At 36.8% G+C, this 16,292-nt stretch carries 13 protein-coding genes and 1 pseudogene; 12 read left to right on the top strand and 2 right to left on the bottom strand.

Annotation, left to right across the window (positions count from 1 at the left end):
- The first annotated feature begins 4 nt into the window (after positions 1–4).
- From GTQ43_RS30720 to GTQ43_RS30730, 3 genes are all read left to right on the top strand, one after another.
- Positions 5–370, top strand: a complete 366-nt coding sequence (locus GTQ43_RS30720) for a hypothetical protein (protein ID WP_265276412.1) — start codon at positions 5–7, stop codon at positions 368–370.
- A gap of 16 nt (positions 371–386) precedes the next feature.
- On the top strand, positions 387–2,072 hold the full coding sequence (locus GTQ43_RS30725; protein ID WP_265276413.1) for a hypothetical protein: 1,686 nt from the start codon (positions 387–389) through the stop codon (positions 2,070–2,072).
- Positions 2,073–2,134: 62 nt separating this feature from the next.
- Positions 2,135–2,632 (top strand): hypothetical protein, encoded by a 498-nt coding sequence (locus GTQ43_RS30730; protein ID WP_265276414.1) that lies wholly within the window; start codon positions 2,135–2,137, stop codon positions 2,630–2,632.
- Positions 2,633–2,643: 11 nt separating this feature from the next.
- On the opposite strand, the pseudogene GTQ43_RS30735 reads toward GTQ43_RS30730, so the two are convergent.
- Together GTQ43_RS30735 and GTQ43_RS30740 are read right to left on the bottom strand one after the other, a co-directional pair.
- A pseudogene (locus tag GTQ43_RS30735) lies at positions 2,644–3,015 on the bottom strand (ISAs1 family transposase); the annotation flags it as partial.
- Positions 3,016–3,034: 19 nt separating this feature from the next.
- Positions 3,035–4,291: an ISAs1 family transposase gene (locus GTQ43_RS30740; RefSeq protein ID WP_265270955.1), complete on the bottom strand. Its 1,257-nt coding sequence runs from the start codon at positions 4,289–4,291 to the stop codon at positions 3,035–3,037.
- A gap of 207 nt (positions 4,292–4,498) precedes the next feature.
- Here GTQ43_RS30740 and GTQ43_RS30745 point away from each other — a divergent pair, with 207 nt between their 5' ends.
- From GTQ43_RS30745 to GTQ43_RS30785, 9 genes are read left to right on the top strand one after another with little or no spacing between them, the layout of a single operon-like run.
- The gene (locus GTQ43_RS30745; protein ID WP_414859146.1) at positions 4,499–4,858 is read left to right on the top strand and encodes a hypothetical protein; all 360 of its coding nucleotides are present in this window, start codon (positions 4,499–4,501) and stop codon (positions 4,856–4,858) included.
- A 3-nt stretch (positions 4,859–4,861) separates the two neighbouring features.
- Positions 4,862–8,275, top strand: coding sequence for a hypothetical protein (locus tag GTQ43_RS30750; RefSeq protein ID WP_265276416.1), 3,414 nt, complete (start codon positions 4,862–4,864; stop codon positions 8,273–8,275).
- Positions 8,275–9,033, top strand: coding sequence for a phage baseplate assembly protein V (locus tag GTQ43_RS30755; RefSeq protein WP_265276417.1), 759 nt, complete (start codon positions 8,275–8,277; stop codon positions 9,031–9,033). Before GTQ43_RS30750 ends, GTQ43_RS30755 begins: the two co-directional genes overlap by 1 nt.
- Positions 9,034–9,071: 38 nt before the next feature.
- A complete protein-coding gene (locus GTQ43_RS30760; RefSeq protein ID WP_265276418.1) occupies positions 9,072–9,416 on the top strand; it encodes a hypothetical protein in 345 nt (114 codons plus the stop codon).
- Positions 9,417–9,418: 2 nt separating this feature from the next.
- Complete coding sequence (locus tag GTQ43_RS30765; RefSeq protein ID WP_265276419.1) at positions 9,419–10,597, top strand: baseplate J/gp47 family protein; 1,179 nt, start codon at positions 9,419–9,421, stop codon at positions 10,595–10,597.
- Complete coding sequence (locus GTQ43_RS30770; RefSeq protein WP_265276421.1) at positions 10,597–11,151, top strand: phage tail protein; 555 nt, start codon at positions 10,597–10,599, stop codon at positions 11,149–11,151. Before GTQ43_RS30765 ends, GTQ43_RS30770 begins: the two co-directional genes overlap by 1 nt.
- Before the next feature lie 19 nt (positions 11,152–11,170).
- Positions 11,171–12,733: a hypothetical protein gene (locus tag GTQ43_RS30775; RefSeq protein WP_265276422.1), complete on the top strand. Its 1,563-nt coding sequence runs from the start codon at positions 11,171–11,173 to the stop codon at positions 12,731–12,733.
- Positions 12,734–12,771: 38 nt separating this feature from the next.
- The gene (locus GTQ43_RS30780; protein ID WP_265276423.1) at positions 12,772–13,920 is read left to right on the top strand and encodes a tail fiber protein; all 1,149 of its coding nucleotides are present in this window, start codon (positions 12,772–12,774) and stop codon (positions 13,918–13,920) included.
- 55 nt (positions 13,921–13,975) lie between these two features.
- Positions 13,976–16,291 (top strand): hypothetical protein, encoded by a 2,316-nt coding sequence (locus GTQ43_RS30785; RefSeq protein ID WP_265276424.1) that lies wholly within the window; start codon positions 13,976–13,978, stop codon positions 16,289–16,291.
- Position 16,292 lies beyond the last annotated feature (1 nt).

The following is a 16,292-nucleotide window of genomic DNA, read 5'->3' on the forward strand; positions in this document are numbered from 1 at the left end:
ATAAATGGCAACAAATGGCAACAATATTACCGTAACTTTAAATGCCAAGGATAATGCTTCTGGGGTATTTAAAGGATTAACAGGACTTATTGAGGGAGCTACCCTTAGAGCAAATCTTTTATCTGAAGCATTGTCAGCAGGTTTATCAAAAGGTGTATCAGCTTTAACTAGCAAATTTAAAGAAGCGGCTGACATTCAGTTAAATAATATCTCAGCAGCCTCTACTTATGCTGCCTTAACCGGGCGTAACTTTGCAGATGCTGAAAAGGTATTTAGTAATTTAGATGGTCGTCTTAATAAGATAGCAGCAGCCTTACCTGGCAGTACAGAAGAATATAAAAAACTAGCATTAGGTATTTATTCAAGATAATCTGATTCCCGCCTTTGTGGATGCCAATGGTGTATTGGATGAGGGAGCTTTTCTTGATGGTTTAACCAACATCACTAGAGGTTTAGGCTTCTTAGGTGCAGCCTCTAATGTTGCTTCAAAAGATGTCTCCAAGTTTACCGCAAAATTCCTTGGTGGTAGCTCAATAGCTGAGTTAGAAAAATTACTATTTGCTGAAGCTAATCCAGCTTTCTTAAGTTTAGTACAAAAGAAATTGTCTGAATCTGCTAAGAAGTTAGAGAACTTAACTGTTAAGGAAAGGAAGCAAATACTTGAAGCAGTTCAGGGTCAACTTGTTACTGAAGATACTATTAAAGCTGCGGGTAATTCAGTTAGTGGATTACTGGAATCACTTAAGGATAAATTATTTAATCCCTCTCAAGGTATTTTTGGTTTACTTAAGGATTTAGATGACAAGACAGAAGGCAACCAATCTGTTCTAAATGCTTTCAATGACACCCTAAAAGCTTTACTAGGGGATAATGGATTATTTAACACCGTAGGTAGTGTATTAACTAAATTAGGGATTGACCCTAATGGAATATTAAAATACCTTAAAGGGGCTATTGATAATGTTACTAAGTGGGTTGAAAGTTTAAATGCTACTTTAAGTTTTACTAATTCTTCAAGCGCTAATGCAGAGCAATTAAAATCAAAATTTAGCTCATTCATCTCTAACTTATTCGAGTTCAGAGGGTTAGGTAAAAGCTTAGGTAATATACTTAATAATGGAATAAGCAATCTTAGAGGTTTAGATTGGGCATCAATATTTAGTGGAATTAGTAATCAGCTAACTTCTAAATTTAATGAACTGGTAATCTTCTTTGAAACCATAGACTTCAGAAATATTGCTAAGTTACTTGGAGATTCTCTAAGTGGATTATTTAAGGGTATAGGTAGTTTTCTTATCTCTACTGATTGGGGAAGTAGATTATCTGAAATAGTTAATAAAGCTTTCAAAGCATTAGGTAGTTTAGACTGGGGTAATATTTTTAGTGGCTTAGGGGTAGTCCTAGCTAATGTATTAAACACTGTATTACACTTCTTAGAGAAGATAGATACAGGAGCTATTTTTGATACAGTAATTAGTATCATTGGTGGAATGTTTACAGGTCTAGGAGTCTTCTTAGCTAACATAGATTGGAATTCTGTTATAGAAGTATTCAAGAAAGCATTCACTGCCCCAATAGATATTTTAGGTAAAAAGATAGGTAATGTTATTGATGAGATAACATATTTCCTAGATGGCTTCCTTAATAAATTAACTGGAAGGGATGACCAATCTACTAAGAACCAAAGAGTAGCAGACATTCAATCTGACCCAACATTAGATAATTTACAGAAAGCGAGAAAAATCAGGGAAATAGATAACCCTACTGTAACTTCAAAACTTAATAATTATGCTAACGGACTTAATCTTGGTTCATTAATGTCAGCTATTAGTAGAGAGCAAAAAGCTGCCCCTGCTGGTGCTAGTATTGTGATAGCTAACTCAACTGAGTCTATCCTTAACAGACAGCAGCAGTCTCAATTAGCTTCTTCTGTGGGTAGAGGTGGGCTAAGTATTGGTTCAATAGTAATTCATGCTGCTACTAATCCTGAAGAGACGGCTGAGGCAATGATGCAGCATATTGCAGATAAATGGAATAGCTATAGCCAAAATAACTTAGCTACCGCTATATAAGCTTCAATTACTATATAATTCTTCCCTCCTTTAACAAAGGGAGGGTTTATTTTTTTAAATATATGTCAATCAATACTAAAGTACTTAATGGTCTGCCTAATGCTGAGTATATAACGGATATCTATGCTTATCTTGTAGATGAATTAGGGCAAGTTATATATTCATTTTTATATAACCCAGAGGAGAAATCATTCAGCAGAAGTGCTAAGTATAACCAAGGGATTACTGCGTTAACTTCTACTCCCTCTCAACAATATGGTTACACTTCTGGGTTGACTTTACAACTGAGTAACCTACTACTAGAAAGTCATAGTGAGGGCAAAAGTTGTAAACTTCTTCTACAGAGACTTCAAGCCCTAATGGTGGCAGATCCAGCTAAAGGTAAGTATGCTCCCTCTCCTGTGACTTTTAAATGGGGTAAGGATAGTTTTGGCCCAGCAGTTATAACAGATATCAAATGGACTGAGACAGCTTGGTTAGGTGGTGAAGTAGCAGAAGCCAGATTAGATTTTACACTATTAGAAATCCCTTCAAATCAACTCCCTACAGGGGCAGGGTAAGAGCATCTCAATCAGGCTTGACACAAGGAATCAGAAGAATCTAAAGTATTGTCAATGAAACAACTGAGAACCTGAATCATATAATTGTTATCCATAGCGGTGCGTTTCATTTTTTGACGAAGACTACGTTTGTAGGTCTGTTCACGGTTAAGAGCATTGAGAGCGAAGCGTCGTAAAAGAGCAAAATTTTGGGGACTGTGGAAAGAACGAATGCGACAAGCGTCTTCTGCAAAAGTACAGTCGAGAGTCCAGTGAGCCTCGTTTTCAATGCCCCAGTGTTTTCGGATAGCCCGACCGATAATTTGAGCATCACTGTTTAAAGAAGTGAGATAAAACTGAACCTCACGAGTAGTTTTATTCCAAAGATGACGAACACGGACAACCAGGGTAAGAGCATCTCAATCAGGCTTGACACAAGGAATCAGAAGAATCTAAAGTATTGTCAATGAAACAACTGAGAACCTGAATCATATAATTGTTATCCATAGCGGTGCGTTTCATTTTTTGACGAAGACTACGTTTGTAGGTCTGTTCACGGTTAAGAGCATTGAGAGCGAAGCGTCGTAAAAGAGCAAAATTTTGGGGACTGTGGAAAGAACGAATGCGACAAGCGTCTTCTGCAAAAGTACAGTCGAGAGTCCAGTGAGCCTCGTTTTCAATGCCCCAGTGTTTTCGGATAGCCCGACCGATAATTTGAGCATCACTGTTTAAAGAAGTGAGATAAAACTGAACCTCACGAGTAGTTTTATTCCAAAGATGACGAACACGGACAACCATAACTAGAGATTGCAAACCTGCCCATAATTTGGGTTGATAAAGCTCACCGATAGCCGCAATGGGTACAGTCCAAACTTCACGAATTTCCGTGCGATGATGTGCTTTTTCAATCCGTTTGTCATAACTAACATTAATCCCCGAAAATTGCTCTGCTTGCGCTTTGTCAAACCATTCTTTGACTTGAGAATAGAGCATGGGATGGTTGGCTTTCAGTGCCAGGACATAATCAGCTTTTTTGGCGATAATCTGTTTGGCAATTTCGGTTTGTGTTCCCATTGCATCAATGGTGATGATACAGCCAGAGATGTCTAGCATTTCTAACAGTGCTGGAATGGCGGTGATTTCATTGGATTTATCTTCTACTTTCACTTGTGCCAACACTAAACTGTGCTCACTCGCCCAGGCACTTATAAGGTGGAGTGCGCTTTGACCTTGATTGCGGTCATAAGAACCCCTAATTGTCTTTCCATCTATGGGGATAATTTCTCCTCCCATGTTTGTGATTAGGGTTTCTACCCATCTCAAGAAACATCGATTTAATGCTTCTGGGTCGATCAACTCAAACACTCGTCGAAATGTATCATCTGAGGGAATACCATTTGGTAATGCCAGAAACTCTTCTAACCATGTTTGCTTGCTGATGCCATAATTCTCGATGTCTTCCCACCCTTGTGCTCCAGCTATGATTGCTAAAATTGCGATGACTAAGATATCTGTGAATTGATGTTTCTTCGTCCGCTCTACTCTCTTGTCTTTGATATCCGAGAAATGCTCAACTAGACTTTGTTGAATACTGCCAATGTCTGCTATTTTTCTTGATTTTGGCTGACAACGAGTATTTTTGACACTATCAGCAGATTTAGTTTCAAAGCCCTCTGACATCAATTTGGCTCCAGGAGATTTTCAATCGAGTAATTGAATTCATCTCATTGATCTTGCTCGGTCGTCAAGTCTATTTTTTACACATTCATTAATACTATCTTCTAGAACTTGTCAAGTTTTCTTTATACCAAATTAGATGCGCTTACCCTGACTAAGATTGCTAATGAAGTATTAGGTGATTCAACAGCTTGGCGGGAGTTAGCCACTATGAATGACCTTGATATCTTCAAAGCAATTAAGGTGGGGCAGACTTTAACTATTCCTAATCCAGAAGTAGCTGAACGTAAATTTAGATTAGCTGCCTCTACTGAGATATCAAATATTAATAACCAAGTTCAATCTACTATTACTGAAATTACTCAATCAAGAGAAGCCCAAACTATATTAAATTTATTGGGCACTAGTCAAGAGAATATTCTCAGAGATGTAAATATATCCCTTTCTGGTTTAGCTAAAGGTATTGCTCCTACCTCACAAAATGAACTTTTATCTAAATTAAAAAGTTCTAAAGAAGGTACTGCTGATCAACAAAATGTGTGGCAATTAATCTCATGGGTGCTGCCTTAAATTATGTCTTATATTAATAATCAAAATACTAATTCAGGTCAATATCTCCTAAATCCTTATTTAAGAATTACTATAGGTTCTAAAGGTAGTACTGAAGCAGAAACATTCACAATTGGCGACGGGAAGCTCATTAAGGCATCTGTAACATTAGGGGAGGGTAAAGCTCAATCAAGTTGTAATTTCACTATCTATGACCCTAAGAAGACTCTCGTAGATAAGTTCTTTACATACGTTGAAAGTGCAGGTGGTTTAGACCCAGTAGAAGCTTCTAAATCAGTAAGCTCTACTCCTTCTGTAACCTCAATTACTAACTCAGCAATTCCTGATGCTAATTCAGGAGTAGGGGTCATTGGTAAAGTATTATTTGAGAAAACTACCGCTAGTATTTTCAATGACACCACAGGGTCTAGAGATAACATTCTTTACCCTGATAGAGCCTTTGGATGTGCAATGAGATATAACAACCCTGCTGCTGCTAGACAGTTTGGCTCTCAGGGTATGTTTACTGACCTCAAGTTTGGCGACAAAGTAAAAGTCACAAATTTAGATAATGGTAAATCTGTTATCTGTGATATCCAAGATTGGGGGCCTCATACTACTTTAGGTAATAGAGGTATTGACCTTTTTACTAGAGCATTTAATGAGCTAACAGGTACTAAAGGATTTCAAGCTGCTAATGCTATTGGCTTGCTACATAATATTAAAGTTGAATTAGTAGAAAATTCCACGACTACTTCTGCTTCATCAACTAGTAATCAAACTAAAGAACAGACTGCAACTCAACAAAGTAATCAAGCTAAAACTTCTCAACTATCTTCTATTAAAGTAAATGATTGGCCTACTGCTTTACTACCAGCAACAAAGTCAATTATTGTGGTTCCTGGACATGTAGCTGACGGAGCTTCAGGTAGTGGCACCAATGGCACTGCAACCTCTTCAGTAACCTACAAAGGTGAGTCTAGAACTCTAGAATTTGTAGTCAATGATAAGTTGACTGAGATGTTACTTACTAAGTTACCTCAAGCTGGGTATACAGTGGTGACTGCTCCCACAGTACCTGCTGGTAGAAGTGATGCAACCCGTAGAGCTTACCAGGATGCTATCAAAACATTAAAGGAACAAACAGGTGCTTATGCTTTTGAGATACATTGTGATGAACCAGCAGGTAGGTCAGGTGTAATTCCAGGTGGTAAATATGACCTTAGCGGTAAGTCTCTATCCACAATAGATGTTTCCTTAGCTAATGAATTTGGCTCCTATTCTTTCACTCATAGACAAGCTTTAAGCGCTCCCAGTAGAGGAATAACTCTATTAGAAGTAACTAACCTTGGGGCTGCTTTAACTTCCATAACCCAAAGTGCTGTTAGTTCTGGTAATTATCAAACTTTAAATGATACTTTACTACCTATTGCGCTGAAGATAATTAAAGCTTTTGATAGTGCCACCTCTGGAGTAACCCCTACTTCTAACGTTGCCTCCTCAGTAGCAGCTTCTCAATCCCCTGCTACTCAAGTTACACCAATTGCTAAGACTCTAGCAGGTGCCCAAATTACAGTTGAGATGGGTTATGGGGGTAAAGCGATCGCAGCTTATTCTTTCATTCACACTGGACTTAAGTTTTCCCTATTTGAACCTGATGCTCTTGAGTTTTCTGGAACTGCTGCCACCTGGGTTCTGACTCAGAGAGTTAGGAATACTGTTTATACTAATCTGACTTTTAAAAAGATAGCCCAAAAGATTACTTCGAATTATGGAATGAAACTGGAGATGCCTGAAGATGGCCCCTTATATACTAGATTCCCTCAAAGAGGACTCACAGATTATGAGGCACTACTAATTGAAGCTAGAAGAATTGGTTATAGAGTTCACTGTGTTGGGCCAACTCTATATATAGGCCCACGCAAAGGTTTAAAAGCTGACCAGAATGTTTTTATATGCGAATATGGCACAAATATGGGAGGTGTATTTACCGTCTCTCACCAAGCTCAGACTTCAAGTTCAGGGGGTGCAAGGTCATCTAAACCAGGTGAAACCACTTCAACTGGTGAGCGTAAATTTGAGATTGACCCTGACTCTGGAGCAATGGTTCAAAAGAAAAAGGAAAATGTTGTTGGCACAGGGGGAGATAATCTACCTTCCACCACAGGGGCTATAAGTCCTATTCCTGCTCCTACAACTACAGGAGCTACTGATACTGCTGATAGTCAGCGAGTAAATAATGAAAGCAGAATTAAGGGCATCTTAGCTCAAACTGAATTCCCTACCACTCCTGAAGTTTTAACACTTGACCCTGACACCTTATTTCAAACTAAAGGAGTTAGTAAGTTCCTTGACAGGATGTGGGTAGTTGACTCCATTACTCATACATACTCTGGTGGAAGTTTTGTTAGTAGAGCCACCTGTTATTCTCCTTTGAAAAACAAATCTACAAGTAGTGATATTCCTTCAGTTAAATCTATTACAAATTCAATCGTTGACACAACAACTGAAAATGTTGCTAAAGCTGAGGCTACTGGAAGCCCCTATTTATTAGTGGTCAGAACAGGTAAAAAAGATGAAGTGGGATTAGAACTTCTCAATGTTTTACTTATTGACGCACAGGGTAATGTTAAAGGTTCAGTTAATGCCTCAAGTGGTAATGGTAGTAATCAAACCTTTGCTGGGCCAGGTGGGACTACTACTGGTAGTGGTGATCCTTGCGAGGAAGGTTTATATAATTTAGGTTCTGAAGTCCCTGGGGCATCTGCTGGAGTCGGGGCAATCTTTATCCCAATGAATCCTACTTTTAGTACAACTAGAAGTGCAATAGGATTCCATTTAGATGCTAATAGAAGTACCTCACCAGGTAGTGCAGGTTGTATTGCCCCGCATACTTTAGCGGAGTTTAGTAAAGCTAGAGGCTGGATTAAAGATAACAACATTACCACCATTAGATGCTATTGGGGGATTAGTCCCACCTTTGGAAATACTATATCTAAAGAAACTAAACCTACATCAAATACTGCCACAAATTCTACTACAGCCACCTTAAAGAATCAAACTCTTTATGATGCTGCTATTGCTTGTAGAGGATTAGATACTACTGCTGGCCCAGGTCAAGGTAACGTAGCTTGTGTTTGGGCAGTCAATAGAGTACTTGAAAAAGCTAATATTGCTAATCCTTGGGGTAACTCAGATGCAGTAGCTGTAGTTCAATCTAGTCTTGATTCTGGTAAAGGTGTAAGGATTAATTCTAGTGAAGCTTCACCAGGGGATATTGCTATTTGGAATGGTTCTAATGGGCAACATATAGGTATAGTTTTGGGAGACAAAATCATCTCCAACTCATCTACAAAAAGAAAGTTTATTTGGGAATCACCAGCTAGCTTTTATGAAAACTTTTATAAAGTAAAAACTATTTACTACAGATTAAGATAATGAATAATATATTTGAAATATTAAATCAGAGCAAGCTAGCAAATCAAATTGCGCTCGATCAGCAGGGTAGGATGCCTTATCCCACATTAGGTATATGTGTGCAGAATACAGATCCGCTAAATAAAAGACGGATAAAAATCTCCTTTCCATCATCCCCAACTTTAGAAAGTGATTGGATTAGAAGACTTGATATTGCCCCTGGAGTTGATGCTAACTTACCACCCATTAATTCAACAGTAATAGTTTTCTTTGTAGACGGATTAGAAAGTAATGGGTACTACTTACCTGTAATTAATGACACCAATCCTCCTAAAGATAAAGAAGATGTTGTTAGCGATTATTATTCTACTACCCCTGGTAACAGAACAGTAGAAGTTAGCGGAGATGATTCTCTTAAAGTTGAGAATAGTATGAGTATTGAAGCTGGGGGTGATATTAATACTACCACTCCAGATAGTGTCAATTTTGACTCTAGTAAGGGCTTTAATGTGTCAAGTGAAAGAGACATCATGATGACCTGCTTAAATGCCTTAGTGCTTCAAGCAACCACCTATCTCAGACTTCAAGCTGGCCCTACCAACTACATTGAATTAGGCGCAGATGGTACTAGTAAAGTTAGTGGTAATTGGGTCTTCAATATGGGCGGGTCTACTATCAGTTTTGTTAACTGTGGTGGAATGAGTATAAATGGTAAACAAATTTGTACCACAGATGCGATTGACTCTAGGGGCGACCATTTAGTTACAAGGGGTTATTAATCATTGGGACATCTATATATATTAGATAACAGAAATTTATGATAACTCAAGGTATTAATTTTCCTCTTACTATTGACCCAGTGAGAGGAAATCTTGTTGTAGCTAGTGAAGCTGATTTAATCAAAGGACACATCCTTAGCTGGCTTCAAACTGAAACTAATGAAAGGGTAATGGTTCCTAATTATGGAAGAACTGATTCTCTATTTACTAGTATTTCAAATATTAATCTTATTACTTCTGAATTTAAAACAGGGTTAGAAAAATACATTCCTAATGCTGAATTTGAAGTTGACGGATCAATAAATGACCAAGGTGAAGCTGTAATCTTAGTGTATTGGTCTTATGGAGAACTTGAACAAAATCCTATAAAAATTACTATTTAAACATGGCTGATATTATATTAAATTCAATTTCCCTTGACCCGATTAATGAGACTGATATTGTAGAACAAGCTAAATTAAAAGTCTACAACGCCTCTGGTGGCTTATTAAATGACTTCACAGAGAATTCTCCCATTGCAGCTTTAATACAGGGTCAAGCTTTTGCTGGGGCTGAATTACTTTACTATATAAATCAATTACCTTTAGCTTTAGTAATTGACTTTCTTAAGATTACTGGGGTTACTCGTAGTTCTGGAACCAAAGCTAAAACCACTTTAACTTTTAATATTAGCTCTCCTCAGAGTGTTATATTCACAATCCCTGAAGGTTTTGAAGTAGTTGATAGCCAAGGTAAACTTTCATTCTTCACTGATGCACCTTTGGTAATTCCTGTAGGTTTAGTATCAGGTAGTGTAACAGCTACTGCTGAAGAAGTAGGTTCTGAGTACAACATTGCGGCATACTCTATTACTGGAATAACTCAACCTTTAACTTACCTGGCAGGTGTTACTAATATTGAAGCTGCATCAGGTGGCTCAGATTTAGAAAGTGAGGCTTCTGCTATTAATAAGGCACTTACTCAAATTAGACTTAGAAACTTAGTTTCTGCTGATGATTATGAACAAGCTGCTGAAGCTTTATTAGGTGAAGGTTCAGTCTGTAAAGCTATAGGTTTACTTGCTGGAGATAAGACTACTAGAGAATTAGGAGCAGTTCATTTATTTCTCCTAAACTCAAATGGTGAACCTGCAAATGATGCTCAAATTAACTATGTTAAGTCTCAGTTATCAAATAGAATTCAACTAGGTACTAGCCTCTATGCTAGTCCTGTAGAATTATTACCCATTAGTGCAGAATTACAATATAATTTATCTCCTGGTGTTGACCCAGAAGAAGCCTTTGATATTTTATGGGAAGCATACCAAGATTACTTAAACCCTAGTTATTACCCATTAAGTAAAGACATATTATTTTTTGAAGTTGGTTACGCTCTAAGGAACACAGGTGTAATTGTAGATGGAGGAACCCTCAGCATAAATGGAACTCCTTCAAATATCCCTATACCTAATGACTATACACTACCTTACCCTTATTCTCTATTCATGCAATTAGTGGATAAGAATGGTGTAGTGTATGAATCTCTGCGGGGAGCCGGAGACCCGCCCAGTGGAGGTTTTATATAATGCAGACGCAGACTGCATGGGCTACTAGTAAACCCATATATAGTAGATTACCTGAGTGCTATCAGACTAATGAAATTACTGAATGGCTCACAAGCTATTTTGATGAATTATTAGTAGGAACTAAAGCAAAGATTGATGACCTACCTAGACAACTAAATCCTCTATTATGTGATCCAGAATGGTTAGACTTCTTAGCACCTTTAACTGGTTTCACAGGGGATTATTGGGATAAAACTTGGGTAACTCAAACTAAAAGATTATTGATATCTAATTCATACACTAATATATGGCCTAATAAGGGATCTAAAGAAGTATTAAGTCTAGTATTAAATTGTTTCAATATACAGCACCTAATAACCTCTAGAGGAAACTTTATCTTAGGAACTTCTACTACTGGTGATCCTTTAGGTACTAGTGCTTGGGAATATATTATCTACTTACCTAATGCCTATAAATATGGGGATAAATTTAAGCTAACCCAAAAGCTTAATTCATTATATGGGCCTTATTGGTGCAGTACTGAAATTATATTTAATGATAATTATTTTTCTTAATTTTAAATAATATAAATAAATGACTCAAATACTAGGAACACTAAAAGATTCTGCTGGGAATGGTATTACAGGTAAACTTATTGTTGTGTTAGCTGGTACCCTGATTGATGATGCTACCAACCCAGATACAATCTATCTACCTCAATCATATACGTTTACTATAACAGCAGGTGCCCTTGATATCACCCTGCCACAATCTGAAACTTCAAGAATTACTTATAACTTTCAATTCTTTAAAATTGCTACAGATGGATCATTAATTGAACCAGCGTTAATTAATTTTAATGCTCTAGTTCCTAATGTTAGCCCAGTTCAATTTGCATCACTAGCACCTACTGGAATTACAAATGATGTCCTAGATACAGGTGCCTTGAGAGTTGCCAGGTTGATTTCAACTACTCCAGCACTTGCTCAATCAATAGGTGGCCCTTTTCCTCAAGGTGCTTATAACCCCACTACTACATATAAGTTCAGAGATTTAGTAACTTACCTGAACAGAACCTATATTTCAAAAGATTTAAATCCTATTACAGGGGTAGCACCAACTAATACAACTAGCTGGATGGTTATACCTGTTGAGCCTAATGGCTCATTAATATTAGCTGATGACAGCCCTTATAGTTCTACTTGGAATAGTTCAGGTAAAGCTGCTTCCCAAGATGCAGTTTATGACCAAGTTGAAGATGTGAAGTCTAATGTTGCTCTAAAAGCAAATCTTATTTCTCCCATCTTTAGTGGTGATGTGGTTGTACCAAATCAAACTTTAGGAGATGCCTCAACTAAGGCGGCTAATACTAATTTTGTTGCAGCAGCTTTATCAGATAGTAACACTACTACAAATACTGCTTTAGCTTTAAAAGCTCCTTTATCTTCACCCACTTTTACAGGAGACCCTAAAGCCCCAACTCCAGCAACTACTGATAATGATACCAGTATTGCTACTACTGCTTATGTTAAAGCTAATCTAAATAATTATGCAACTCTAGCTAGTCCAACTTTTACAGGGTCTGTAGTTGTACCATCTCAGACTACAAATGATAATTCTACAAAAGCAGCTAATACTAATTATGTTGATACTGGGTTAGCTCTTAAGGCAAATATTGCTTCACCTAGTTTTACAGGTGTACCAGCAGTACCTACAGCTTCAGTTTCTAATAATACAACTCAAGCAGCAAGTACGGCTTTTGTAAAGAATAGCTTTATAATTTCTAATGCTAGTTTATCTTCAGGGGGAATAACTATAAATGCTGCTGAATCTGGGTTATTAAATATTACTATACCTTTAGGTTCAAGCACTTATAGAATTGCTGTAATAATTGGAAGAATAGACTTTTACACCAATGGCAATAATATAACTCTTACTGGAAGGATAAAAGATAATATCACTAGTACTAATATATTCTCTAGTACAACTTCTGGTAATGCAGCAGCTTATACAGATTCTGACCAATTAACTTTAGCTTATATACATGGTGGTACTTTTACAGGTAACTACTCTTTTAATATTAATGCTTTAGCAACGGGAGCGACTGTTTTTGCAATGACCGTTTCAGCTTCAATTCAAGTGCTGTTTATAGCTTAATATCACTAAACTAATAATATTATTAATAATCAAATTATATGACGAGAATTATACTCCAAAACGGAGACATCTTTACGGCTGAAATTGCCAATGCTATTGCTAACCCAATAGTTGATGGTGCTGATTTTCTTGGTCATGGCCCCAAGGTTTTAGATTCTTATTTAGATGATACCCCAGGTCAAATTAAATCAAATTTTTATACCTTTTATAATCGCCTAAAAGTTAGCCAACAATCAGGTTTAACTTTCTCTTATTTAGGAGGAATAGTATTATTAGCTGATGGTACTTTAATTAGTATTAGTCCTGGTTCAATTAATTTACCAGATAATGTTACTAGATATATATATGTTGGTTCTGATGGTACTGTTCAAGCAGCATCAACTTTACCTAATGTTAGTTTTCCTCTAGCTAAAGTAACTACTGCCTCTGGAACTCTTTCTGGAAGCATCATTGATTTAAGAGATAAATTAGTTGACAGATTAAGCCCCTCTGATATTCCTGTCACTCAGTTAATTCCTCCTGGGGCATCAATGGAGTTTTCCGGTTCAACATTACCTTCAGGTTGGTTATGGGAAGATGGGGCTTATTATACCCCTAGCACATACCCAGCCCTATTTGCTGCAATTGGTTACACTCATGGGCAATCTGGTTCTGATTTTAGAGTACCAGATTCCAGAGGTAGAGTTACTGTTGGGGCTGGTTCAGGTTCAGGCCTAACTAATCGTACCTTGGGACAAATAGGAGGATTAGAAGGTGTTATTTTAAACCTGGGTCAAACACCTTCACATATTCATGGAGTAAATGACTCAGGACATAATCACTCAATTAATGAATCTGCTCACTCTCATACAGTTAATGACCTAGGACATGCTCATGGTGTGTATGACCCAGGACATACTCATAACTTAAGACCTTATCGTGGATACGCTGAGGGTAATGGTTCTAGAGGTGATGGTGCTGAATTAACTACTATTCCTGGGGGAAGTAACTTTTATCCTAATACTCAAGCTAATACTACTGGAATTGGTATTTATAGTTCTTTTAGTAACATTAGTCTATCTAGCAATAAAACTAATATTAGCCTAAATACTGCTACTTCAGGTATTACCATTAATGCTCAAGGTGGTGGAGGTTCACATGAAAATATGCAACCTTGGTTAGCAAAGAATAAAATTATTAAATATTAAAAAATTAAGGTTCACTTTAAATTAATAAAGTGAACCTTTTATTCATAAAATAAATATGCCAACTCAAAGAATTATTAAATCTACATTTATTGGGCTAAATAATGAACCCTTAAGAAATGCTGTTGTTCAAGTAATCCACATGAAGGGTAATACTATTAACAATGTAGAATACCCTCAAGTTACTAAAAACTTCATTACTAATAGAGAAGGTAAAATAAACTTTATTCTGTGGTGTAATGAAGAAGGTGAACGCTCATCTTTTTATAGGTTTGTATTACCAGGTGGAGAAACTTTTGATGCTATTGTACCTGTAGGAACTTCTGACTTAGAACTTTCTGTACTAAGAGAAGGTGGTGGAGATTCTTCTGATCCTCAACATCAATCTTTAATAACATATATATTAAGTCAAGCTGGTGTAAGTATAGCAACTAATACTATGGCTGGTAAAGTTAGAACTAATACTAATTCTACTGACCCAGTTGTTTATCTCAAATCTGAAGTAGATAATCTTATAGCAAGTGTATCAGGGGCTGATTTAACTAACTATTATACTAAACCCCAAGCTGATAGTCTTTTAATTACCAAAGCTGATAAATCTACTACTTATACTAAAACCCAAACAGATGCCCTTATAGGAGGCGTTACAGTTGACCTTAGTAGTTATTATACTAAGACTCAAACTGATGCTTTAGTAACCCCTAAAGCTAACTCTAGTGACGTTACAGCAGCTTTATCATTGAAGGCTAATAGTAGTGATGTAACTACTTCTTTAGCTGCTAAAGCTAATCAGTCTACTACCTATACAAAAACAGAAGTTGATGGATTAATAAACCCTAAAGCTAACTCCAATGATGTTTACACTAAAACTCAAACTGATACTTTAATTTCAGGAGCTATCCCAAGTACAGCTAAAGGTACTGCATTGGGGGTTGCTACTCTTGATAGTGGTGGTAAGATTCCTGATACTCAAATATCTGATGCCATCACAAGGGATACTGAACTTACTGTTGGTTTAGCCACCAAAGCTGATTCATCCACAACTTATACTAAAACTCAAACTGATACTCTATTAACTACCAAAGCTAATCAAAGTACAACATATACTAAAACTGAAGTTGATACTCTGGTTGCTGCTTCTGATACTTTAGTTGAGTTGATTGATGTTGCTATCAGTTCACCTTCAAATACTCAAGTTTTAGCTTACAATTCATCTACTTCTAAATGGACTAACCAAACCATTTCTACTGGTGAAACCAATACTGCATCAAATGTGGGTGTAGGTGGAGTTGGAGTATTTAAGCAGAAAACTGGAGCTAATTTAGAATTCAAAAACATTAATGCTGGTTCATCTAAAATATCTATTACAAATGATACTGCTAACTCTGAAATAGATATAGATGTAAATGAATCTAATTTGACTCTAGGAAATCTCTCAGGTACACTTGCGATTACAAAAGGTGGAACAGGTAGTACTTCTGCTAGTGCTGCATTGACTGCTCTTGGAGCTGCCTCCACAACATCACTAACTTCTCACACTATTGATACATCTAACCCACACTCAACAACTGCTGCTCAAGTTGGTAATACTACTGCACAATGGAATGCTAGTAAAATTCAAGGTGTAGATGTAATTTCTACTGCTCCTACTAATGGTCAAATTTTGACCTACAACAGTACTACTTCCAAATGGACACCTACTACTTCAAGTGGGGGAGGTTCTAGTACTTTAGCTACTCTTACTGACGCAACTATTACAAGCCCAACTGAATCCCAAATACTTACTTATAATGCTACAACTAGTAAATGGGAAAATAAAGTAGCTAGTAATTCTCACCCTGGATATAAATCAGGTTTATGTTATTTACATACAGATAAAATTGCAACAGCTAATAGTACAGGATTTACTACAGGAACTATTAGATATTCTATATTTTATGTTGCTTACCCAATAGTTATAAGCAATTTTATAATAAATGTTATAACTGCGGCAACAGCAGGGACTACTGCTTTTGGTGGTATTTATTCCCATAACTTATCTACAATAGCCCCAGATACATTGCTTGGTAGTAATAGTGTAGCTGTAGATACTGTGGGGACTAAATCGTTTACTATGTCTTTATCTTTAAAACCAGGAAATTATTGGTTTGCTTCAAGTTTTGGAGCCTCTACTACAATTTCTTCTACAGGTAGTACCTCTTCATTTATAGGAAGTAATTATAATTTTGGTGTTAGTAGTGGTTCCTTACCATTAGGTAATAATAGTTATGGTTATTCTAATAGTTATACCCATGCAGCTTTACCTAGTACTGCAACAACTACTGCCCTTATCAATCTTTCAATCAGTCCACTTTATTGGTTTACAATCGCTTAAA

The sequence above is a fragment of the Nostoc sp. KVJ3 genome (assembly GCF_026127265.1).
Taxonomy (GTDB): Bacteria; Cyanobacteriota; Cyanobacteriia; order Cyanobacteriales; family Nostocaceae; genus Nostoc.

Excerpts from the sequence above, each read along its gene's own strand:
- GTQ43_RS30775 (WP_265276422.1), top strand. The coding sequence starts at position 11,171 with ATGACTCAAATACTAGGAACACTAAAAGATTCTGCTGGGAATGGTATT.
- GTQ43_RS30770 (WP_265276421.1), top strand. The coding sequence starts at position 10,597 with ATGCAGACGCAGACTGCATGGGCTACTAGTAAACCCATATATAGTAGA.
- GTQ43_RS30730 (WP_265276414.1), top strand. The coding sequence starts at position 2,135 with ATGTCAATCAATACTAAAGTACTTAATGGTCTGCCTAATGCTGAGTAT.
- GTQ43_RS30750 (WP_265276416.1), top strand. The coding sequence starts at position 4,862 with ATGTCTTATATTAATAATCAAAATACTAATTCAGGTCAATATCTCCTA.
- GTQ43_RS30780 (WP_265276423.1), top strand. The coding sequence starts at position 12,772 with ATGACGAGAATTATACTCCAAAACGGAGACATCTTTACGGCTGAAATT.
- GTQ43_RS30740 (WP_265270955.1), bottom strand. The coding sequence starts at position 4,291 with ATGTCAGAGGGCTTTGAAACTAAATCTGCTGATAGTGTCAAAAATACT.
- GTQ43_RS30745 (WP_414859146.1), top strand. The coding sequence starts at position 4,499 with ATGAATGACCTTGATATCTTCAAAGCAATTAAGGTGGGGCAGACTTTA.
- GTQ43_RS30760 (WP_265276418.1), top strand. The coding sequence starts at position 9,072 with ATGATAACTCAAGGTATTAATTTTCCTCTTACTATTGACCCAGTGAGA.
- GTQ43_RS30765 (WP_265276419.1), top strand. The coding sequence starts at position 9,419 with ATGGCTGATATTATATTAAATTCAATTTCCCTTGACCCGATTAATGAG.
- GTQ43_RS30720 (WP_265276412.1), top strand. The coding sequence starts at position 5 with ATGGCAACAAATGGCAACAATATTACCGTAACTTTAAATGCCAAGGAT.
- GTQ43_RS30755 (WP_265276417.1), top strand. The coding sequence starts at position 8,275 with ATGAATAATATATTTGAAATATTAAATCAGAGCAAGCTAGCAAATCAA.
- GTQ43_RS30785 (WP_265276424.1), top strand. The coding sequence starts at position 13,976 with ATGCCAACTCAAAGAATTATTAAATCTACATTTATTGGGCTAAATAAT.